Origin of the sequence: Streptomyces sp. x-80 (assembly GCF_046549095.1) — a bacterium.
Lineage (GTDB): Bacteria > Actinomycetota > Actinomycetes > Streptomycetales > Streptomycetaceae > Streptomyces > Streptomyces celluloflavus.
In genome coordinates this window covers 160,203-181,519 of record NZ_JAJPWM010000014.1, presented here as the reverse complement: position 1 = coordinate 181,519, position 21,317 = coordinate 160,203, and the positions used below count along the sequence as shown (strand labels likewise).

At 72.7% G+C, this 21,317-nt stretch carries 18 protein-coding genes and 2 pseudogenes; 6 read left to right on the top strand and 14 right to left on the bottom strand.

The genetic code is table 11. The annotated features are described in order from the left end of the window. Positions 1–36: 36 nt before the first annotated feature. From ACLJWH_RS26900 to ACLJWH_RS26890, 3 genes are all read right to left on the bottom strand, one after another. Positions 37–1,728 (bottom strand): DUF885 domain-containing protein, encoded by a 1,692-nt coding sequence (locus ACLJWH_RS26900; protein ID WP_411144331.1) that lies wholly within the window; start codon positions 1,726–1,728, stop codon positions 37–39. A 114-nt stretch (positions 1,729–1,842) separates the two neighbouring features. Beyond that, on the bottom strand, positions 1,843–3,240 hold the full coding sequence (locus ACLJWH_RS26895) for a GNAT family N-acetyltransferase (protein ID WP_411144330.1): 1,398 nt from the start codon (positions 3,238–3,240) through the stop codon (positions 1,843–1,845). Positions 3,241–3,323: 83 nt separating this feature from the next. Then, positions 3,324–4,898: an alkaline phosphatase D family protein gene (locus ACLJWH_RS26890; protein ID WP_411144329.1), complete on the bottom strand. Its 1,575-nt coding sequence runs from the start codon at positions 4,896–4,898 to the stop codon at positions 3,324–3,326. 234 nt (positions 4,899–5,132) lie between these two features. Between ACLJWH_RS26890 and ACLJWH_RS26885 the strand changes: the two genes are divergently transcribed. Next, positions 5,133–5,537 carry a VOC family protein gene (locus ACLJWH_RS26885; protein WP_411144328.1) on the top strand — a complete coding sequence of 135 codons (405 nt, stop codon included), beginning with the start codon at positions 5,133–5,135 and terminating at the stop codon, positions 5,535–5,537. Positions 5,538–5,600: 63 nt separating this feature from the next. On the opposite strand, the gene ACLJWH_RS26880 is transcribed toward ACLJWH_RS26885, so the two are convergent. Then, positions 5,601–6,431, bottom strand: a complete 831-nt coding sequence (locus ACLJWH_RS26880) for an alpha/beta fold hydrolase (protein WP_411144327.1) — start codon at positions 6,429–6,431, stop codon at positions 5,601–5,603. 533 nt (positions 6,432–6,964) lie between these two features. Here ACLJWH_RS26880 and ACLJWH_RS26875 point away from each other — a divergent pair. After that, complete coding sequence (locus ACLJWH_RS26875; RefSeq protein WP_411144326.1) at positions 6,965–7,711, top strand: GntR family transcriptional regulator; 747 nt, start codon at positions 6,965–6,967, stop codon at positions 7,709–7,711. Positions 7,712–7,760: 49 nt separating this feature from the next. On the opposite strand, the gene ACLJWH_RS26870 is transcribed toward ACLJWH_RS26875, so the two are convergent. Beyond that, positions 7,761–8,918 carry an ROK family transcriptional regulator gene (locus ACLJWH_RS26870; protein ID WP_411144325.1) on the bottom strand — a complete coding sequence of 386 codons (1,158 nt, stop codon included), beginning with the start codon at positions 8,916–8,918 and terminating at the stop codon, positions 7,761–7,763. Between the two features lie 170 nt (positions 8,919–9,088). Here ACLJWH_RS26870 and ACLJWH_RS26865 point away from each other — a divergent pair, with 170 nt between their 5' ends. Next, complete coding sequence (locus ACLJWH_RS26865; protein ID WP_411144324.1) at positions 9,089–9,577, top strand: hypothetical protein; 489 nt, start codon at positions 9,089–9,091, stop codon at positions 9,575–9,577. A gap of 53 nt (positions 9,578–9,630) precedes the next feature. Here ACLJWH_RS26865 and mug read toward each other — a convergent pair whose 3' ends face one another. The 3 genes from mug to ACLJWH_RS26850 form a co-directional block, all read right to left on the bottom strand. Then, on the bottom strand, positions 9,631–10,179 hold the full coding sequence (mug, locus tag ACLJWH_RS26860) for a G/U mismatch-specific DNA glycosylase (protein WP_411144323.1): 549 nt from the start codon (positions 10,177–10,179) through the stop codon (positions 9,631–9,633). Between the two features lies 1 nt (position 10,180). Next, positions 10,181–11,623 (bottom strand): adenylosuccinate lyase, encoded by a 1,443-nt coding sequence (gene purB / locus ACLJWH_RS26855; protein WP_411144417.1) that lies wholly within the window; start codon positions 11,621–11,623, stop codon positions 10,181–10,183. Positions 11,624–11,723: 100 nt separating this feature from the next. Further along, positions 11,724–12,494 (bottom strand): SGNH/GDSL hydrolase family protein, encoded by a 771-nt coding sequence (locus ACLJWH_RS26850; protein ID WP_411144322.1) that lies wholly within the window; start codon positions 12,492–12,494, stop codon positions 11,724–11,726. Positions 12,495–12,661: 167 nt separating this feature from the next. Between ACLJWH_RS26850 and ACLJWH_RS26845 the strand changes: the two genes are divergently transcribed. Next, entirely contained in the window at positions 12,662–13,285 is a 624-nt protein-coding gene (locus ACLJWH_RS26845) for a TetR/AcrR family transcriptional regulator (RefSeq protein WP_411144321.1), read from the top strand. A 179-nt stretch (positions 13,286–13,464) separates the two neighbouring features. On the opposite strand, the pseudogene ACLJWH_RS26840 reads toward ACLJWH_RS26845, so the two are convergent. From ACLJWH_RS26840 to ACLJWH_RS26830, 3 genes and pseudogenes are all read right to left on the bottom strand, one after another. Next, positions 13,465–14,526 (bottom strand): annotated as a pseudogene (locus tag ACLJWH_RS26840) (FAD-dependent oxidoreductase); the annotation flags it as partial. Between the two features lie 309 nt (positions 14,527–14,835). Further along, on the bottom strand, positions 14,836–15,855 hold the full coding sequence (locus ACLJWH_RS26835) for a hemolysin family protein (protein ID WP_411144320.1): 1,020 nt from the start codon (positions 15,853–15,855) through the stop codon (positions 14,836–14,838). Next, positions 15,852–17,195, bottom strand: coding sequence for a hemolysin family protein (locus tag ACLJWH_RS26830; RefSeq protein ID WP_411144319.1), 1,344 nt, complete (start codon positions 17,193–17,195; stop codon positions 15,852–15,854). Before ACLJWH_RS26830 ends, ACLJWH_RS26835 begins: the two co-directional genes overlap by 4 nt. Before the next feature lie 295 nt (positions 17,196–17,490). On the opposite strand from ACLJWH_RS26830, the gene ACLJWH_RS26825 reads away from it, so the two are divergent. Beyond that, on the top strand, positions 17,491–18,039 hold the full coding sequence (locus tag ACLJWH_RS26825) for an FABP family protein (protein ID WP_411144318.1): 549 nt from the start codon (positions 17,491–17,493) through the stop codon (positions 18,037–18,039). A gap of 569 nt (positions 18,040–18,608) precedes the next feature. Here ACLJWH_RS26825 and ACLJWH_RS26820 read toward each other — a convergent pair. Together ACLJWH_RS26820 and ACLJWH_RS26815 are read right to left on the bottom strand one after the other, a co-directional pair. Next, complete coding sequence (locus ACLJWH_RS26820) at positions 18,609–18,995, bottom strand: transposase (RefSeq protein WP_411144317.1); 387 nt, start codon at positions 18,993–18,995, stop codon at positions 18,609–18,611. Between the two features lie 370 nt (positions 18,996–19,365). Beyond that, positions 19,366–20,031 (bottom strand): TetR family transcriptional regulator, encoded by a 666-nt coding sequence (locus ACLJWH_RS26815; RefSeq protein ID WP_411144416.1) that lies wholly within the window; start codon positions 20,029–20,031, stop codon positions 19,366–19,368. Between the two features lie 108 nt (positions 20,032–20,139). On the opposite strand from ACLJWH_RS26815, the gene ACLJWH_RS26810 reads away from it, so the two are divergent. Next, positions 20,140–21,087: an SDR family NAD(P)-dependent oxidoreductase gene (locus tag ACLJWH_RS26810; RefSeq protein WP_411144316.1), complete on the top strand. Its 948-nt coding sequence runs from the start codon at positions 20,140–20,142 to the stop codon at positions 21,085–21,087. Positions 21,088–21,107: 20 nt separating this feature from the next. Here ACLJWH_RS26810 and ACLJWH_RS26805 read toward each other — a convergent pair. After that, a pseudogene (locus tag ACLJWH_RS26805) lies at positions 21,108–21,221 on the bottom strand (VOC family protein); the annotation flags it as partial. Positions 21,222–21,317: the final 96 nt, after the last annotated feature.

Below are 21,317 nucleotides of genomic sequence, written 5' to 3'. Positions count from 1 at the left end.
CCGCCGTCGGGACGGGCCGCCGCGCGGCCGCCGGTGTCAGAGCGCCGAGATCTCGCTCAGCAGATCGTCCAGCCCCAGCGAACCCTGCGACAGCGCGGCCATGTGCCACGCCTTGAGGTCGAAGTCCGCGCCGTGCCGTGCACGGGCCGCCGCCCGGCCCTGGAGCCAGACGCGCTCGCCCAGCTTGTAGCCGATCGCCTGGCCGGCCATGCCCTGGTAGCGGATGACCTCGCTCTCGACGTAGTCGGCCGGGCGGCTGCTGTGCCGCGCCAGGAACTCCTGGGCCAGCTCGGGCGTCCAGCGCTCGCCCGGGTGGAAGGGGGAGTCCGCGGGGATCTCCAGCTCCAGATGCATGCCGATGTCGATGACGACCCGGATCGCCCGCAGCATCTGCGCGTCCAGATAGCCCAGCCGCCGCTCGGCGTTGGTCAGGAAGCCCAGCTCGTCCATCAGACGCTCGGCGTACAGTGCCCAGCCCTCGGCGTTCGCGCTGACGCCGCCCACCGTCGTCTGGTAACGCGAGAGGCCGTCGGCGACATGCGCCCACTGCGCCAGCTGGAGGTGATGGCCGGGCACCCCCTCGTGGTACCAGGTGGAGACCAGGTCGTACGCCGGGAAACGGGTCTCGCCCATCGTCGGCAGCCAGGTGCGGCCGGGCCGGGAGAAGTCCAGCGACGGCTCGGTGTAGTACGGGGCCGCGGCGCCGCCCGGCGGGGCGATCCGGGACTCCACCCGGCGCACCCGCTCGGCGAGCTCGAAGTGGGTACCGTCCAGCGCCTCGACGGCCTCGTCCATGAGGGACTGGAGCCACTGCCGGGCCTCCTCGACGCCCTCGATGGCCTCGCCGTGCTCATCGAGCCAGGCCAGCGCCTCCCACGGCGTCCCCGCACCGGGCAGGACCTTGCCGGCCTCCGTCTCCATCTCGGCCAGCAGCCGGTGGAACTCGGACCAGCCGAACGCGTACGCCTCGTCCAGATCGAGGTCGGCGCCGTTGTAGTAGCGGGCCAGCCGGCCATAGCGCTCCCGGCCGACCACGTCCGGGGCACCGGCGACGGCCGGGGCGTAACTGTCGCGCAGCCAGCCGCGCAGTTCGGCCAGCGCGCCGGTCGCCACCGCCGCGGCCTCGGTCAGCTCGCCGCGCAGCCGCTCCGGGCCCGGGTCGGTGAACTCCGCGAACCAGCCGCGGTCCGTACCGATCCATTCGTCCAACTGGTCGAGGACGGTGGCCACTTGCCGCGGTCCGCCGAGCAGTCCCCGCTCGCGGCCGGCTTCGAGGGCGGCGCGGTAGCCCTCCAGCGCGGCGGGCACCGCACGCAGCCGCCGGGCGATGGCCGCCCAGTCCTCGTCGGTGTCGGCGGGGGTGACGGTGAAGACGTCGCGGACGTGGTGCAGCGGCGAGCTGATGTTGCTGACCGTACGCAGGCCCTCGCCCGCCTCGTGCACCGCCAGCTCGGCCGTCAGCCGCTCGCGCAGCAGCCGTCCGCAGCGCCGCTCGGCGGCGCTGTCCGCGCCCGGCCGCGCCTCGGCCTCGGTGAGCTTCTCCAGGGTCGTGCGGGCGAGCTGGGCCACCGCTTCCTGGCCCGTGGGGGAGAAGTCGGGGAGTCTGCCGGAGCTCTCGGCGATGCCGAGGAAGGTACCGGTGATCGGGTCGAGGCCGACGAGGGCGTCGACGTAGGCGTCGGCGACCTGGCGGGGCAGCGGGCCGTCGGAAGAAGTGGTGTGGGACATGCGGCCATCCTCGTACGGGCGCCCCCGTCCCGTCACCCGGAATACTCGGTATGCGCCTGTCGTACCGGCTGCCGGTGGGTCCGGGCGCGCCCCGGCCCGGCCCCACCGCCGCGCTCAGCGGCGGGCGGAGTCGTCCTGCACCTGTACGGACCCGTGGCCGCCGCGCAGGGCGGGTACGCCCGACGGCCGCGCGGTGATCACCAGCGTGCCCTCCTCGATCTGGTAGTCCAGCGGGACGCCGAGACCGCGCATCGCCGCCACCATCGCGGTGTTGGACGCCTGGGTGACGGCGTACACGCTCTCGGAGCCCGCGTCGGCCGCCATGGCCACCAGCCGGCGCAGCAGCTCCGCGCCGATCCCGCGCCGCTGCCAGGCGTCCTCGACCAGCAGCGCCACCTCGGTCTCGTCGCCGTCCCACAGCAGATGCCCGAGCGCCACCAGCCGGCCGGACGCGGTCTCCACCGCGAGGGTGCGGCCGAACCGCGGGCTGAGCAGATGCCCCAGATAACGGTCCGCCTCGGAGACCGGGCCGTGGTAGCGCCGCGCGAGGGTGTCCGCGGAGCAGCGGGTGTGCATCTCGCGGGCGGCGGCCCGGTCGGCGCTGCCGGCGCGGCGGACCGTGAGGGCGTTGCCCGCAGGCAGCGTCAGTACGTCGCGCCGCGGCGGCACCCGCTGGCCGAGCCTGGTGTCCAGGTCGACCAGTGCGCGTACCCGGGCGAATTCGGTGGGCGTGAACGGCAACTGCGGCCTTTCGATGGTGAGGGAGCCCCCGGCGGGGTCGCGGAATGTCATGGTGTGCTCGGCCAGCACGCCTTCGGCGGGCACCTGCGCGGTGCGCGGCCGGCCGTGCGGCGCGCCCGCGGGAACCGAGTGGATGGTGCAGCGGCCCAGCAACTGCCGTAGCGCCAGCGGCAGTTCGGCGGAGTCCAGGGCGGTACGGGTCGCCAGGCTCAGCATCCGGGTCGGCGCGTCGACGAGATCGTGGGCATCGGCCCGCTCCAGCCAGCTGTGCGCGCCGCCCGCACCCGCCACCGCCCGGGTCAGCTCGGCCGGCGCCAGCGCGGCCGGCGCGCGCAGCAGGAACTCGTCGACCGTGCCGTCGGAGAGCGGATGGGTCTGGAGGCTGAGGATGTCCACCCGCTGCGCGGCCAGCGCTCCGCACAGGGCGGCCAGGCTGCCCGGCTCGTCCCGGACCGTGGTCCGCATCCGCCACAGCGCCGTCTCCGGCCGGCCGGTCCGGGGTGCCTCGGCCGGGGCGGGCGCGGTGGCGCCGGTATCGGCCGTGGTCGGCGGTGGCGCGTGCCCGTGGCGGCGGGACCACCAGACGTGGAACGCGGACGTGGCCAGCAGGGCGACGGCCGCGGCGCACAGCAGCACCGGGCCCGAGGGGCCGTGGGCCACGGCATTGGCGACGCCGTCCGCCACGGCCACGGCCGTGAACAGGGCGGCCAGCTCGACGAGGTCCCGGCGCCAGTGGTGGGGGCGGGAAGGGGCAGCATGCGTTTCGGTCATACCGGCAGCCTCGCCGACCGGTGTTGCCTGGCCGCCAACACCTTGTGTCCGACGGGTAAAACACGTAATCGATGCATTGGCCTCTACTGTCCCACCCGTCCTGGTTGCAGCACCTTGCTGAACAGCACCTGTCCACCCTCCTGGCGCAGCCGCACGGTCAGCTCCCCGCTGCCCCCGTCGATATCGACCTCGCCGAAGTACTGCGGGGTCTCCGCGGGCGAGGTGTTGGCACGGTCCGGTGCCTTGACGAACGGCTGCGCCGGCCCGAATGTTCCGTCCAGCTTCACCGCCGGGAAGCCGCCCGCGTTCAGCGGCCCCGACACGAACTCCCAGAACGGCTCGAAGTCCTTGAACGCCGCCCGCTCGGGCGCGTAGTGCTGCGCCGAGGTGTAGTGGACGTCCGCCGTGAGCCAGACCGTGCCGGTCACCCGGTCGCGCTTGATGTGCCGCAGCAGCTCGGCCATCTGGAGCTCGCGCCCCAGCGGAGCACCGGGATCCCCCTGCGCCACCGCCTCGAAGTCCGTCGCACCGTCCTGGACGACCAGACCCAGCGGCAGGTCCGCGGCGATCACCTTCCACACCGCACGCGAGCGGGACAGCTCACGTTTGAGCCAGCGCAGCTGCTCGGCTCCCAGGATCCCCTGCCGGTCGTCCGTCTGCCGGCCGGGCGAATTGGCGTTGCGGTAGCTGCGCATGTCCAGCACGAACACATCGAGCAGCGGACCGTGGCGCACCACCCGGTAGACCCGGCCGCCCCCGTCCGGGTGCAGCGTACGGATCGGGAAGTACTCGCCGAAGGCGCGCAGCGAGCGCGCCGCGAGCACATCCGCGTTCTTCTCCGTGTACCGGTCGTCGTCCAGCAGCTGCCCCGGATACCAGTTGTTGTGCACCTCGTGGTCGTCCCACTGCACGATGGTGGGCACCTGGGCGTTGAACCGGCGCAGATTCGCGTCCAGCAGGTTGTACCGGAACGCGCCACGGAACTCCGCAAGCGTCTCGGCGACCTTCGCCTTCTCCTCGGTCGTCACATTCCGCCACACCCGGCCGTCCGGCAGGGTCACCCGGGACGGAATCGGGCCGTCGGCGTAGATGTTGTCGCCGCTGCACAGGAAGAAGTCCGGGTTCCGGCGCCGCATCTCCTCGTAGATCCGGTAGCCGCCGCGGTCCGGATTGATCCCCCAGCCCTGCCCGGCGAGGTCGCCCGACCACAGGAAGCGGACGTTCTCGCGGCGGCGGTCGGGCGCGGTACGGAAGGTGCCGGTCACCGGCTCGCCGGTGCGCCGCGGGTCGTCCGGATCGGCCAGCAGCACCCGGTAGTGGATCTGCTCGCCGGCCGGCAGACCGTGCAGCGCGGTGACGCCGGTGAAGTCGCCGCCGGCCCCGACCACCGGGCCGTGCCAGGTTCTGGCGTGCCGGAACGACTCGGTCGCGGCGGTCTGCACGATCATCCGGGCCCGGCGGTCGGACCGTACCCACACCAGACCCGAGGAGGCCGTCACATCCCCCGTCTGCACGCCCCAGCCGGCCCCCGGCCGCCCGCTGCGGGCCTGCGCGGGCGCGGCGAAGGACAGGGCGGGCAGCGCCAGCGCCGCCGAACCGGCCGCCGCGCCCTGAAGCAGCGACCGCCGTCCGAAGCCGCCGCCGGATCCCTGTGCCATCTCCCACCTCCATAGTTCGTCCGGCCTCGATGACAACCCGGTCGTACGGCCGCCCGGTGCCGCGCGGGCGAACGCCCGGTGAACGCTGTCGAGGCCCCGCCCCGCCGGACCCGCCCTGCGTCCCGCGGCCCGGGACCGTGGTCGCACGACCAACGGCCGATCGCCGGGGCGTCGGCACCGCCCCTACAGTCCGGGTACGCGCCGCCGGACGGCGGCCCAGGGAGAGGAAACCTGATGCCGGCCAACGGTTCCGCGCATATCCGTATCGCCCGCCCCACCTGCGACCTGGCCGCGGCCGAGCGCTTCTGGCGCACGGGCCTGGGGCTGTCGGAGCTCTTCCGGCGCGCCCCCGAGGCGGGGGAGTACGGCCTGCTGATGCTCGGCCGGCCGGACGCCGCCTGGCATCTGGAGCTGACCACGGACCCGTCCGGCGCCCTCGAACCGTCCCCCACTCCGGACGATCTGCTCGTGATCTACCTGGGCGAGCCGGTGCCCGCCGAGCTGGTCGCCCGGCTGGAACGCTCCGGCGGCAGACGCGTCGCCGCCCGCAACCCGTACTGGGACGAATGGGGCGTCACCCTGGAGGACCCCGACGGCTACCGCCTGGTGCTCTGCGAACGGGAGTGGTCCAACTCCTGAGCCGCGGTCCGGGCACCCGGCGTGACCGGACCGCCGGGCGCGCCGCCCGCCGTGCCGCGGCGTTCAGCCCACCGTGTCGAGAACGACCCGGGCGACCAGTGCCGGATCGTCGTTCATCGGCACATGCCCACAGCCCGGCAGCCGCACCAGCCGGGCACCCGGGATCGCCTGTTTGGCGCGCACGCCCTGGCGGCGCGGCAGCACCCGGTCCCGGCTGCCCCACCCGATTGTCACCGGCACGTCCGGCACATCGGCGGTGAACCGCACCCCGCGGCCGGCCGCCAGCGTCGGCGCGAACCCGGGCGCCTCACGCATCGCCCAGGTCTCCGCCACGACCGCTTCGGCCGACCGGCGCCCGGGGTGGGCGTAGATGGTGCCGGTGAGCGAGGCCCGGCCCACCGCGGACCGTGCCAGCGTCCGCACCACCGGCCACGGCAGCGCGTGCGCGCCGGCCCGCATCCCGCGCAGCACCCCGAAGGCGTAGCGGCGCTCCGCCGGTGTCCAGAAGCCCGCGGGGGAGAGCGCGGTGACCGACCGTACGGCCCGCGCGCTGCCCAGTTCCAGCGCGAGCAGTCCGCCCAGCGAATTACCCACCACATGCGGGCGGTCGACGCCCAGCTCGGCGAAGGCCGCGACGAGCAGCGGGATCACCGAGGGCAGGTCGTACGCCAGCCCGTCGGGCAGCGCGGGCGAGGCACCGAAGCCGGGCAGATCGAGGGCGATGACCTCGTGGGACGCGGCGAGGATGTCGCAGACCGGCCGCCATGCCTGGAGGTGGTGGCCGATCCCGTGCAGCAGCACGATGGGCTCACCCGAGCCCTTGCGCTCGTAGGCGACCGTGAACGACGGCCGGTCCGCGGGGCTGACGCGGGCGAAGGAGACCGGGGCGGCCATGGGGGACTCCTCAGGGGACGAGGTGAACGGTGGTGTGACCGGGACATGCGGGGACACGATGCCAGCAATTGCTACCGATCGGTATGGGGCGGGGCTACCGGCCGGTACGAAGTGGCCGGTCCGCGCCCGTCCCGCACCCGGCACCGTGCCGTACGCCGCCCGCCCCGCCGCCCGGTGCCGGTTTCGCCGGACGACGCGGCGGCGGCCGGGTGGGCCGACCGGGCGCCGGCGGACCCCGCGACCGCTGTCTTCGGGGCGCGGCCCCGGCGACCCTGCCGTCCCGCCCGCCACACCGGAGGGCGCGCGCGACCGGCCGCGTGGTGACCGTCGCCGCAGGTGGTGAGGGTGGGCCCGGTGCGGCGGCGGAGTCCGTAACGGATCCCGGATTGGTCTTGACCAAGGGTGGGGGCGGCCATATCGTCTGGATACTGCAACAACCTTTAATAAAGAAGCGCTCACATACCGGCTCCTGTGCGAGCCCGCATGCGGTGGGGGCGCCGCCCCGCGGGGCAACGGCCAGTGCGGAGGACAGGGTGGGGACCACGCAGCTCGAAACGGTGCCGGAGCCGAAGTACTGGCATCTCAAGACCGTGCTCAGCGATGCGCTGGACTCGGAGTTCAGGGTCGGCGAGATTCTGCCCAACGAACGTGATCTGGCGGCCCGGTTCGGCGTCGCACGGGCCACGCTCCGGCAGGCACTGGAGCAGCTGGAGCTCGAAGGCAGGCTTCAGCGCCGCCGCGGCGTGGGCACCACGGTCGCCCCGCCGCGCGTCGGCATCGCCGTCGATCCGGCCCGTCACACCTGGCCCGGCGCCCCCGGCGACGACTGGCAGCCGGTGGACGCGGTCGAGACCGAGGCGCCGCCCGCCGCCGTCGCCCGCCTCCTGGAGACGACCCCCGGCGACCGGGTGCACATCGTGCGCCGCAGCCGGGTCACCCACGGCCAGCCGGTCGCCGCCGAGCTGCTGTACGTCCGCGCGGACGCGGTCCCCGACTGCTCCGGTGTGGCCTCGGTCAGCGCCCCGGCCCGCGCCGCCGCCGTCCTGCACGCGTTGCAGGCCCTGGAGCTGGAGAGCCAGGACCGTACCGTCGAGCTCGGCTCGGCCCGCGCGGAGGACGCCAGGCAACTGGACCGGCTGCCCGGCGCCCCGGTGCTCGTCGTCACGACGCGCTATGTCGCCGACGGCCGTACCACCGCCGTCGCGGTCTCCACCTACCGCGCCGACACCTGCCGCCTCACCTTCGGCGCGAGCGACCCGGTCGCGCTGCTCGCGGGCTGAGCGGTCCGCCGTAGCCCAAGGCCACGGTCCCGGGTGACCGGCGGCCGGTTCACCGGCGGCCGGTCACCGTGCTCTCCACCGCGAAGAGTTCGCCCTCGACATGGTCCAGGGCGAGCCGCAGCGCGCCGGTGGCCACCGCCGCCTCGCCCAGCACCGACAGGGCGACCTGCGGCGGACGCAGACAGTAGCGCGCCAACTCGCCGCGCAGCGGCTCCAGTACGTCGGCCAGACCGGCCGCCCAGCCGCCGATCACCACCAGCTCCGGGTCCAGCGCCAGTACCAGGGCCGCGACATCGTGCACCAGCCGCTGATGGAAACGGTCCACCGCGTCCCGCGCCCGCGCGTCGCCCTCGCGGGCCAGCGCGAACACCGTGGCGACCTGCGCCTCGTCCAGCGGGTGCAGCGGCTCCCCGGTCGTGGACAGCAGCTTCTCCGGCGTCGCCTCCCGACCCAGCAGATGCAGCGCGCCGATCTCGCCCGCTGCCCCGCCGTACCCGCGGTGCAGCCGCCCGCCGATCAGCGAACCGGCCCCCGGGCTCAGGCCCGCCAGGACGAACACGATGTCGTCGGAGTGGGTCGCCGCGCCCTTCCAGTGCTCCGCCACCGCGGCGGCGTTCGCGTCGTTCTCCACCAGCACCGGGCAGCGGAAGGACCGCCGCAGCCGTTCGCCGAGCGGGAGCCCCGTCCAGCCGGGCAGCGCGGTGCACAGCCGTACCGTGCCGTCCGCCTCCACGATGCCGGGGCTGCCCACGCCGACCGCCCGCAGTGAACCGCGTGCCACCCCCGAGCGGCGCAGCAGCTCGGCCACCACGGCGCGCACCCGCTCCAGCCGTTCGTCGGCCTGCGCGGTCTCGTCCACCGGGCGCTGCGCGGAACCCAGTACCCGCCCGCTCAGGTCGGACAGCAGGGCCGCGATCCGGTGCGGCCCGATCTCGATGCCCAGCAGATGCCCGGCCTCGGTACGGAACCGGAACCGGCGGGCCGGCCGCCCCTGGCGGCGCGTTTCGCCCCCCTCGGCCGCCGCCTCGACGACCAGCCCGGTCTCGATGAGTCCCTCCACCACGCCCTCGACCGTCGGCCGGGACAGGCCCGTCACCTGGACGAGGTCGGTGAGGGTGGGGGAGTCCGCGGCGCGCAGCGCGTGCAGTACCACCGCGGAGTTGATCCGTCGCAGCAGGGAGGGATCCCCGCCGGTGAGCCGCCCCAACGTCCGTCTCCCTCGCTTCGCGTGTCTGGCGGATCGTAGCCGGTCGGTGGGTGCGCGGCGAGCCCCGCGGGCCCCCGGAGCCTCGCCGCGGCCGGCCGCGGGACGCGCCGCCGGTGCCGTCCGCCGCTGACGGGCGGCCAATTGTCAGACCCCGGCGGTTTACTGACGGTATGACGTCCGCACCGCACAGCACCACCGCCCGGCAGCTGGCCCTCATCGACCAGCTGCGGGACCGCCCCTTCCCGGCGCACCACGGCCTTGTCACGACGGCCGGCGGCGCGCCGGGCCGCCCGGTCCGCAGCGGGCCGGGCGGCCATGTGGCACAGCTGTGGGAGAGCCCGCCCCTCTGGGACGCCGACCCGGCCGACACCGAGGAGATACGCGAGGAGTGCGCGGCCGGCCTGGCGGCGCTGACGGCCGTGCTGTCGTTACGGTGGGGCCCGCCCACCGTCGTGGAGCTGGCCGGCCGGCTGGAGCGGCTGGCGCGGGGGCTGCCGGTCCGTCCGCCGCTGGACCTCCTCTGCGGACAGGTGACGCGGGTGCACACCTGGTACGCCGGCGGCCGCTGGGTGGCGGTCGGCGCGGGGCAGGGCGGCCCGGACCTGCCGTACCGGCTGCTGGCGGCGATAGGGGAGGGGACCGTGGAGGAGGTGCCGTAGGTGTGCGCGGGCGCGCGGCGCCGCCGGTGGGGGCGCCACTTCGGTGCCCCGCGCTACGCGTCCTCCCAGGCCGCCGCGCGCAGCCTGCCGTACTCCTCCGCCATGGTGGCCAGGGTCCAATGGGCGTTCAGACCGCTGGGGTTGGGCAGCGCCCAGACCCGGGTGGTGCCCAGGGTGCGCTGCTGTGGCCCGATCGCGGCGTGCTTGTCGTCGAACGCGACGCGATAGGCGGTCACCCCCGCCACCGCCAGCCACCGCGGCCGCAGCCGGGCCACCTTCTCGGCCAGCAGCCGCCCGCCCTCCCGGTACTCCTCCGCCGTCAGCTCGGACGCCTTGGCACTCGCCCGCGCCACGACATTGGTGATGCCCAGACCATGGGCGAGCAGCTCTTCCTGCTCGGCGGGCCGCAGCAGCCGCGGGGTGAAGCCGGACGCGTGCAGGACGGGCCAGAAGCGGTTGCCGGGCCGCGCGAAATGATGGCCGGTGGCGGCCGTCATCAGCCCGGGGTTGATACCGCAGAAGAGCACCCGCAGCCCGCTCGCGGCCACGTCCGGGACGAGGCGGTCGCGAGCGGCCTGCAACTCTTCGGGGGTGAAGGCCACGTCAGAGGATGGAGCCCGGGACGTACGCCGCGGCCTCGGGGTGCTGCCCCACGATCTCCTCGATCCGGGCGACGACGGCGGCCACCTGACCGGCGGCCGCGCCGGTGAAGGACAGCTTGTCCGCCATCAGCGCGTCCAGCTGCGCCTTGTCCAGCGGGATCCGCGGGTCCGCCGCCAGTTTGTCCAGCAGCTCGTTGCGCTCCGCGCCCTGCTCGCGCATGGCCAGCGCCGAGGCGACCGCGTGCTCCTTGATCGCCTCGTGCGCCTCCTCGCGTCCCACCCCGGCCCGTACGGCGCCCATCAGCACCTTCGTGGTGGCGAGGAACGGCAGATACCGGTCCAGCTCACGGGCGACGACGGCCGGGAAGGCGCCGAACTCGTCCAGCACGGTCAGGAAGGTCTCCAGCAGGCCGTCCAGGGCGAAGAACGAGTCCGGCAGGGCGACCCGGCGCACCACGGAACAGGACACATCGCCCTCGTTCCACTGGTCGCCGGAGAGCTCGCCGGCCATCGAGGCGTAGCCGCGCAGGATCACCATCAGGCCGTTGACGCGCTCGCAGGAGCGGGTGTTCATCTTGTGCGGCATCGCCGAGGAGCCGACCTGGCCGGGCTTGAAGCCCTCGGTCACCAGCTCGTGCCCGGCCATCAGCCGGATCGTCTTGGCGATCGACGACGGCGCGGCGGCCAGCTGCACCAGCGCGGAGACCACGTCGTAGTCCAGCGAACGCGGGTAGACCTGCCCGACCGAGGTGAACGCCTGGCCGAAGCCGAGGTGCGCGGCGATCCGCTGCTCCAGCTCGGCGAGCCTGGCGGTCCCTTCGGCGCCGCCGCCCATCAGGTCGAGCATGTCCTGGGAGGTGCCGACCGGGCCCTTGATACCGCGCAGCGGGTAGCGGGCCAGCAGGTCCGTCAGCCGCCCGTACGCCACCAGCAGTTCGTCCGCCGCGGTGGCGAAGCGCTTGCCCAGCGTCGTGGCCTGCGCGGCGACATTGTGCGAGCGGCCCGCCATGACCAGCTCCGCGTGCTCGGCGGCCAGCGCGCCCAGCCGCGCCAGCACCGCGACGGTACGGTCGCGCATCAGCTCCAGCGACAGCCGCACCTGGAGCTGCTCGACGTTCTCCGTCAGGTCGCGGGAGGTCATGCCCTTGTGGACCTGCTCATGCCCGGCGAGCGCGTTGAACTCCTCGATCCGGGCCTTCACATCGTGCCGGGTGACCTTCTCGCGCTCGGCGATCGAGACCAGGTCGACGTTGTCCAGGACCCGCTCGTAATCGGCCAGCGCCTGCTCGGGAACCTCCACCCCCAGGTCCTTCTGGGCACGCAGCACGGCGAGCCACAGCTTCCGCTCCAGCTTGACCTTGTACTCGGGGGACCACAGCACAGCCAGCTCCGCGGAGGCGTAGCGGCCGGCCAGGACATTGGGGATGCGAGGCTTCGCAGACACAGCAGTCACGTGGCAAGAGTCTACTGGCGATTTCCGCAGGCCAGCGCCCCGGTCCCGGTTGTACGATCCGCCAAGGCGCGGCCGGACGGCGGAGGCGGCCTCAGCCCTCGTAGGGCAGCAGCTCGGGCCGCTTGGCCGGCCGGCCGTCGCCGGACGACCGCCCGGTGAGCCGCCGGCCCACCCACGGCACCAGATGCTCGCGCGCGAACCGCAGATCCGCGGCCCGCCGGGTGCCCCAGCCCGGCGGCGCGGCGGCGGGGAGCGGCGTGTCCCAGTCCGACTCCGCGGCCAGGCCGAGCGCCTGCCAGACGGCCTCCGCCACCCGGCGGTGCCCCTCGGCGTTGAGATGCAGCCGGTCGTCCGCCCACAGCCGCGGATCGGCGAGCGTCCGCGATCCGTACAGATCGACGACCACCGCGCCGTGCCGCTCCGCCGCCTCGTCGATCCGCGCGAACAGCTGCTCCATCCGGGGCCGGAAGCGCTCCAGGACCGGACCGCGCCGGCCCGGACTGCGCATCAGCACCAGCTGCCCGCCGCCGTCGGCCAGCCGCGCCGCGGCCCGGTCCAGCAGCGCGCACACCCGGTCCACCTCGCAGGAGGGCCGCAGTACGTCATTGAGCCCGCCGACCAGGGTCACCAGGTCCGCGCCCATCGCGGCCGCGGGCCCGCACTGCTCGTCGACGATCTGCCCGATGAGCTTGCCGCGCACCGCGAGGTTGGCGTAGCGGAAGCCGGGCGACCGGGCCGCCAGCCGCGCGGCGAGCAGATCGGCCCAGCCCCGGAAGGAGCCGTCCGGCAGTCCGTCCGACATGCCTTCGGTGAAGCTGTCGCCGACCGCGACGAAACTGGTGTAGTGGGCATTCATCTCCATGGCGCGGCGATCCTATCCCGCGGTGTACGGTCGGATGCCGGCCGGCCGGGGGCGCCGGGCCGGCGCGGGGCAGCAGCCGGAATCACACGGCGCGGACTCGGAGACGATGCGGGGACGATGCGGGGAAAACAGAGCGGTGTGCGAGGACGGGCAGGGGTGGGCGTGCGATGACTCCGCGCAGGAGCGCTGACCCCGACGCGCTGACGTTCACCGAGCGGGCCCGCCGTGCGCAGCTCATCGAGTGCACCATCGACCTGATCTCCACCCGCGGTTACCCGGCGGCCTCGCTGTCCGCCATCGCCGAGCGGGCCGGCCTCTCCAAGGCCGCCGTCCTCTACCACTTCACCTCGAAGGACAACCTCACCCGGGCGGCGCTCGCCCAGGTACTGGAGCAGTTCGGCGCGTACGTCACGGAGCGCGTGGCGCGGGCGACGGACCCGAAGGACGCGATCATCGCCTACGTACGCGCGATGATCGGCTACCAGCAGGCCAACCGCCGCCAGGTCCGCGTGATCACCGAGATGCTCCTCGACGACCACGGCGGCACCCGGCTGAAAACCCCCGGTGCGCACGACACCCACGAGCGGTGGCAGACCCTCGCCGCTCTCCTGGCGGACGGCCAACGGGCGGGCGTATTGCGGGATTTCGACCCGCAGACCCTCGCGCTCGCGATCGGCGGGGCGATCGACGGGGTGATCGGACACTGGCTGGCCCACCCGGAACTCGATCTGGACGCGGCCACCGCGGAGCTGGAGACGTTCACCCTGCACGCCATCGAACGCCGCGGCTGACGGCGCCGCGCACCGCGCTCGCACCGGCACCGGCACCGGCGGCGGCGCGCGGCGCCGGCGCTCAGGCCGGGCGCCGGGCGAAGGCGGGGGTGCGCTCCGGACGGATACCGACCCCGCCGGAGGTAGCCGGTGACGGTCCGCAGCGGCGGCACCCGCCGCAGCAGCCGGACCGGCAGCGGCAGCCGGTCGCCGTCGAGCCTGCCGTCCAGTGCGGAGCGGATCAGCGCGTGCTCGGACCGCTGGGACTGCTGGACGACGGTCACCGGCAGCTGTCGCCGCTTCTGCACGCGCGCCAGGTCCACGGTGCCGACCGTGCCACGGCGCAGCGGCGCCGCCAGGATCCGGGCCGCCGCGACCGCGTCCTGCAACGCGAGATTGACGCCGACGCCGCCGACCGGCGACATGGTGTGCGCCGCGTCCCCGATGCACAGCAGACCGTGCCGGTACCAGCGCCGCAGCCGTCCGAAGGTCACCTCCAGCAGCTTCACCTCGTCCCAGGACCGGATCGCGCCGGTCACCCCGGCGTCCCAGCCGAACAGGGCGCCCAGCCGGTCCCGGAGCCACTGGATGTCCTGGGCCCGCAGCTCCGCGTCCCGGCCCTTCCCGATCAGATACGAGGTCTGGTAGTACGTGCCCCGGTCCATCGTGACCGCCGCCTGGCCGCCGCCGAACCGTGCGAAGACCCGCCCGTCCTTGAGCCCGTCGGACGGCGCGTCCACCCGTATCTGCCAGACGTCCAGGGGCACCTCGAACAGGTCCTGGCGGAGCCCGGCGGCGTGCCGGACCGCCGAGTCACGGCCGTCGCAGGCGACGGTCAGATCCGCGGCGATCTCACCGGGCACCCCCTCCTCGTCCACGAAGCGGACCCCGGTCACGCGGCCGCCCTCGGTGCGCAGCCCGGTGACCTCGGTGCGCATCCGCAGGGTGAAGGACGGCTCCTCGGCGGCGGCGCTCGCGATCAGGTTGAGGAAGTCCCACTGCGGGACCATCGCGAAGTACTTGTGCCGCCCGGGGATACGGCGCATATCGGCCAGCACGACCGTGGTGCCGTCGAGCTGCGCCCGCATCTCCGAGAGCCGGGGGAACGGCAGCCGCGCGAACGCCTCACCGAGCCCGAGGTCGTCCAGCAGCCGCAGCGTCGACGGGTGGACGGTGTCGCCGCGGAAGTCGCGCAGGAAGTCCCGGTGCTTCTCCAGGACCGTCACCTCGACACCGGCCCTGGCGAGCAGCAGGCCGAGCATCATGCCTGCCGGTCCGCCGCCCACAATGCAGCACGTCGTGCGGTTCATGCCGTTGCTCCCTCGTCGCGTACGGATGGGTGGACCGGCAGCGCGATACGAGCGACTAACCGATCGGTCAGTAATCTAACCGATCGGTTGGATGGTGGTCGTTGTGGTCGTTGTGGTCGTTGTGGTCGTTGTGGGGTGCGCGGGGGTGGCCGGAGCGGAATGGCGTGTCGCGCGCATGACAACACTCACTCTCAAAAGAAGGTGGCGACGCTGCCATGGGCGCGCGTCGCCACCTCCTCGTCGGCTACCGGCTACCGGCCGTCACGCGGCGGGCTGCTGGAGCACCAGCTCCCGCAGTACGTCCTCCATCGTGACCAGCCCAGCCAGCTTCCCGTCGTCACCGGTCACCGCGGCCAGATGCGTACGGGATCCGCGCATCGCCGTCAGGACGTCGTCCAGCAGCGTCGCGGCCCGGATCCGGGCGATCGGGCGCAGCGCGGCGACCGGGAACGGCTCCTCGCGCGGGATGCTGTCCAGCGCGTCCTTGACGTGCAGATAGCCGAGGATGCGACGGGTGTCATCGACGACCGGGAAGCGCGAGAAACCGGATTCGGCGGCCAGCCGCTCCAGACCGTCCGGGGTGATCCCGAGCCGCGCCGACACCACCCGCTCGACGGGCAGGACGACGTCCCGGACCGGGCGGCGGCCCAGCTCCAGGGCGTCCCGCAGCCGTTCCTTGGCACGGTCGTCCAGCAGACCGGCGTTCCGCGAGTCCTCGACCATCTTGGCGAGCTGGTCGTCCGAGAACGTCGCGGCCACCTCGTCCTTGACCTCCACCCGCAGCAGTCTGAGCAGGCTGTTGGCGAGCTTGTTCACCGCGAAGATCACCGGGCGCAGCGCCCGGGTCAGCGCGACCAGCGGCGGGCCCAGCAGCAGCGCACTGCGCACCGGGTCGGCCAGCGCGACGTTCTTCGGCACCATCTCACCGAAGAGCATGTGCAGATACGTCGCCACGGCCAGCGCGATCACGAACGAGAGCGGGTGCACCAGCACATCCGGCATGCCGACGGCGTTGAACACCGGCTCCAGCAGATGGGCGATGGCCGGCTCCGCGACCGCGCCCAGCACCAGGGTGCACAGCGTGATGCCCAGCTGCGCGGCGGCCAGCAGGGCGGAGACGTGTTGCAGACCCCAGAGCACGCTGTCCGCGCGGCGGTCGCCGTTCTCGGCGTGCGGTTCGATCTGGCTGCGGCGCACCGAGATCAGCGCGAATTCGGCGCCCACGAAGAAGGCGTTGACGACCAGCGTCAGCAGGCCCACGAAGAGCTGGAGTGCGGTCATCGGCCGGCCTCCGCGTCCTGGGCGTCGGCGCTGCCGGGCAGCGGGGCGCGCAACAGCACGCGCGCCGCGCGGTGGCCGGACGCGTCGAGTACCTCCATCGACCAGCCGGCCACCTGGAGGCGGTCGCCGTCCACCGGGATCCGGCCGAGCTCGGTGGCGATCAGGCCGGCCAGCGTCTCGTACGGGCCCTCGGGCAGGCGGAGCCCGATGCCCTGGAGCTGGTCGGTACGGGCGGCGCCGTCGGCGTGGAACATGCTGCGGCCGTCCGTGTCGGTGCCGGCCGGTGCCAGGTCGGGGATCTCCAGCGGGTCGTGTTCGTCACGGACCTCGCCGACGACCTCCTCGACGATGTCCTCCAGCGTCGCGACACCGGCCGTGCCGCCGTACTCGTCGATGACCACGGCCATCGTGCGCTTGCCGGACAGCCGGTCCAGCAGCCGGTTCACCGGCAGCGTCTCGGGGACGAGCAGCGGCTCGCGCAGCAGCTCGGAGACGGGATGGCGGGGGCGGCGCTCGGCCGGGATCGCGAGCACGTCCTTGATGTGCGCGACGCCGACGACGCTGTCCAGGCTGCCGCGGTAGACGGGGAAGCGGGACAGACCGGTCGCCCGGGTCGCGTGCGCGACGTCCTCGGCGGTCGACTGCACGTCCAGGGCCGTCACCTGCACCCGCGGCGTCATGACGTTCTCCGCGGTGAGGTCGGCGAGGTTGAGGGTGCGGACGAACAGCTCGGCGGTGTCCGGCTCCAGCGCGCCTTCCCTGGCGGAGTGCCGGGCCAGCGCCACCAGCTCCTGCGGACCGCGGGCGGACGCCAGCTCCTCGGCGGGCTCCATGCCCATCCGGCGGACCATGTGGTTCGCGGTGGTGTTCAGGTGACCGATCAGCGGCTTGAAGGCGGCGCTGAAACCGCGCTGCGCGGTGGCGACCTTCTTCGCGATGACCAGCGGACTGGAGATGGCCCAGTTCTTCGGGACCAGCTCGCCGACGACCATCAGGACGACCGTGGAGAGCGCCGTACCGATGACCACGGCCACCGAATTCGCGGCGGAGCGCGGCAGACCCGTCGCGTCCAGCGGTCCGGCCAGCAGGGCGGCGATGGCCGGCTTGGACAGCATGCCGATGACCAGGCCGGTGACGGTGATGCCGAGCTGGGCACCGGAGAGCTGGAAGGTGAGCCCGCGGACGGCCTTCAGGGCGCTGTCCGCACCGCGCTCGCCGCGCTCGGCGGCGCGTTCCAGATCGCTGCGCTCCACGGTCGTCAGCGAGAACTCGGCCGCGACGAAGACACCACAGGCCAGGGTGAGCAGGAGCGCGAGGGCCAGCAGGAGCAGCTCGGTCATCGGGTCACCTCCGCCCCGTGATCGAACAGGACCGGGAGGTTCGCGCTATGTCGGGAGGATGCTCGACTACTGGGAGGTTCGCCCATGGTTGGACGCTCACACACCTTTCACTCGGGGAGGGGGAAACACCATGGTAAAGGACCCGCAAAGCAGCGGCCGGGTGTGGAGCGTCGCCCGGCGGACGGCCCCGGCGGCCCCGGTGCTGTCCTCGTCGCTTCCGGCGCGCTGTGGTTCTCGGAGAGCGGCAGCCTCTAGGCTGCCACCCGGCACCGGCCTCGACCCAGGAGCGCACATCATGTCCGACCCGGCCCGGCAGCACCCGTATCCCGACGCCCTTGGGCCGGACGAGACCCCCGCACCGCACGCACTGCTCGCGCCCCTGATCGGATTCCTGGGCACCTGGACCGGCCGGGGGCAGGGCGGGTATCCGACGCTCGCCGAGGAGTTCGCGTACGCGCAGGAGGTCACCTTCAGTCACGACGGGCGTCCCTTCCTCCGCTACGAGGCGCGTGCCTGGCTGCTCGACGCGGACGGTACCCCGCTGCGGCCGTCGGCCCGGGAGAGCGGCTGGTGGCGGTTGCAGCCCGGTGGGCACGTGGAGGCGCTGATCACCCAGCCCACCGGCATCGCGGAGATCCTGGTCGGTCGCGCCGATGACGCCACGGCCGACCTCACCACCCATGAGGTGGCCCGCACGCCCACCGCCAAGGAGGTGAACGCGACCCGCCGCCGCTACACCCTGACCGACGAGGACACGCTCACCTTCGTCCACGACCTCGGGGCGGTCGGCCAGCCGCTCCAGCACCACCTCTCGGCACAGCTCCGGCGCGGGGGCGGCAGCTAGGACGTGTTTGGGATGTGGTCACAGGGTCTGCCGTATCAGGGTGAGTTGGACGGTGGCCTCGTAGTGGACGGCGAGTTTGTCGTAGCGTGTCGCGACGCCACGAGCCTGTTTCGGCAGGCCGATCCGGCATTCGGCCTTGTGCCTGCATTTGTAGAGTTCGCGGTCGAAGCCGTGTGTGCCGTCCGCGCGCGCTGCCGTGCTGTAGACGGTGTCCGGCCTGGTCGCGCTTCTCCGGGATGGTGTGAGCGATCTGCCGACGGCGCAGGTACTCGCGGATCGGGCGGGGGGGAATTACGCGCGGTCCGCTAGCACACGGTCGGGGCGGACGCGTGGGCGTCCGCGGCCCGGCCGGGGTATGCGGATGCGTTCCATGGCCTCGGTGAACACCGGGGCATCGCCGCGCTGCCCGGCGGTGGCCACGGTCGCCGGGACGTGGGACGAGGCGTTCACGGGCAGGTGCGGTTTCGTGGTCAGGCCGGTGTGCGAGCGTGCGAGGCCGTGGTCGTCCGGCTCGGCTGCCGGCCCGTCCGGGACCGGCCGGCCCGGATCGCAAGCCTTTTTTTCGGGCCTCAGCGGCGTGCTGGTGCCTGGCAGACCGTGGAGTCGACGGACACCTCCCACTCGATGTGCCCAGCGGCATCTGCCGTGACCTGCAACTTCTTGAGGACCAGAGTCCATGTTCCGTCGATCTGCCGGCGGCGGAACAGCGTGTACGCGGCCTCCCGCGGCCCGTACCGCTCGGGTATGTCCCGCCACGGCGGGCCGGTCCTCGCCCGCCACCGGATCCCGTCGAAGCACTGCCGCCGATCCCGCGGCGGCCTCCCCGTCTTCGGTATCGGTGGCAACAGCGGCTCCAGCCACGACCACTGGTCGTCCCGGCTCCAGCCACGACCACTGGTCGTCCCGGCAGATCTCCACGTGCCATTCCAAGATCGAAACACGACCTTGATCAACATCTCAGACACGTCCTAGCCGAGTGGGACGCCCACATTGCGGCCCACGGCAAGGCCACCCCCGGTGAGGCGAAACGCGATGCCGCCATCGCCGACCTCAAGAAGCGCCTGACCGCGAAGACCCAGGAGTGCGCGCTCCTGGAGAAGAAGCTGAAGGCCGCCCAGACGGCGATCGCCGCCCTCTTCCATGACAACGAGGCCATAAGGCAGCAACTCGCCAAGGACGCCTCAACCACCGTCACACCTTTCCGCCCTCGCGGCCCCCGCTGAGCATCAGGTCCCATGCGCGGCTCGCTGAGTTCGGGCACCTCGGCCTCCACCGTCCGAGCGCGAGAATTGCAGAGGATTTTCGCCTGTTCCAGTGCGACGCACGTCAGCTGCGGGGGAGCACGCCCAGGAGGGTTGAGGTCAGAGCCAGCTTCAAGTAGTCCTTCAGCTCCAGGTGGAAGCGGGCCAGGTCGGGCTCGGCCTGGTAGGCCGCCTGCAGACTGGGTGGGGGTGTGCTGTACGCCGGCAGCGCGCCGGCCATGAGCATGGTTTGCAGGCTGAACAGTGTTGCGTTCTCGCCCAGCTCCGGCAGGTACTTCAGGAGCAGGGCGGTCATGGTTGTCAGGCGGTCCAGGGAGGCGCGCTTGTAGCGTGCGACGGCCTCGACGGAGACGTTGTGTTCCAAAACGCTGCCCTGTGCGCCGAAGAGTTCGCACAGCACCACTCGGCCGGAGAGTGAGCGGCTGAGGATCTCGGCCACCGCTGCCGCTCGATCGGCCATGGGCGGATTCTCGTCGATACCGGCGGCCAACTCGCCTGCCAGTTCCGTCAGCCACTCCTGTAGGAAGCGGTCCAGCAGTTCTAGCAGCACCGCCTCGCGAGACTCGAAGTAGCGCAGCACGTTCGGCTTCGCCAGCCCTACTCGGCGGCTGAGCTCGTTCAGGGTGACCGCGGCCACGGGCATCTCATCGAGCATCGCCGACGCCGTGTCGAGGATCGCCCGTCGGCGGATCTCCCGCTGCTCTTCGGTTCGCGCCCGCTGGAAAGTCACGATCACCAGCCTAACTTAAGTACCTCCGGTACGTTGGTAATGTACCGGAGGTACTTTAGCGTCGCAGACGCAAGATACCTCCGGTACGTAAATGGGTGGGAGCTCGACATGAGAGAAAAGTGGACGACGGCGAACATTCCGGACCAGTGCGGGCGAGTGGCCGTGGTGACCGGGGCCAACACCGGACTGGGGTACGAGACCGCCAAGGCGCTCGCCGAGCATGGAGCGTCCGTGGTGCTCGCCGTGCGCAACGTCGAGAAGGGCGAGCAAGCCGCAGCCTGCATGACCGGCGACGTGACCGTCCAGGCGCTGGACCTGACCTCGCTCGACTCCGTCCGGACCGCGGCGGCGTCGCTACGGTCCCGGCTCGACCGGATCGACCTGCTGATCAACAACGCCGGAGTGATGTACACCCCGAAGCAGACCACCCGGGACGGCTTCGAGATGCAGTTCGGCACCAACCACCTCGGCCACTTCGCGCTCACCGGGCTGCTGCTGGACCTGATGCTGCCGGTGCCCGGCTCGCGCGTGGTGACGGTCAGCAGCACCGGCCACCGCATCCGAGCCGCGATCCACTTCGACGATCTGCAATGGGAGCGGTCGTACAGCCGGGCCGGTGCCTATGGTCAGTCCAAGCTGGCCAACCTCATGTTCACCTACGAGCTGCAGCGCCGGCTCGCCACGCACGGCACCACCGTCGCGGTGGCCGCACACCCCGGCCTGTCCAGCACCGAGCTCGCCCGCAACAGCCCCGCGACCCTCCGGCTTCCACTCACTTGGCTCGCGCCGCTGATCACCCAGACGCCGGCGATGGGCGCGCTGCCGACCCTGCGCGCCGCCACCGACCCAGCCGCGCTCGGCGGCCAGTACTACGGCCCCGGCGGACGCAACGAGGTCAAGGGCCACCCCCGGCTGGTCACCTCCAGCCCGCAGTCGTACGAGGCAGCCGTCCAGCAGCGGCTGTGGGCCGTCTCCGAAGACCTCACCGGGGTGCGGTTCCCCATCGGTGAGTCCGAGCAGAGCCCGTTTCCCTCCGGATCGGCCACCACCATGTAGCCCGCGCTGCCAGCAGGCGCCGACCCGTCGCGGCGTAAGCGGGTGGCGCCAAGACCGACGAGGCGCACGCACTCTGCTTCGAGGGAGACCATCCGCTCTTCGCTGTGCAGGCCGCTTGCGGCGCATACGTCCAAGCGGGCAGTTACGTCCAAGTGGGCAGTACTTGGACGTCTTGCCCTCGGGAACCTGCTGAAAGAACATCTGCATCAGATGATCAGTGAGAAGCGGCC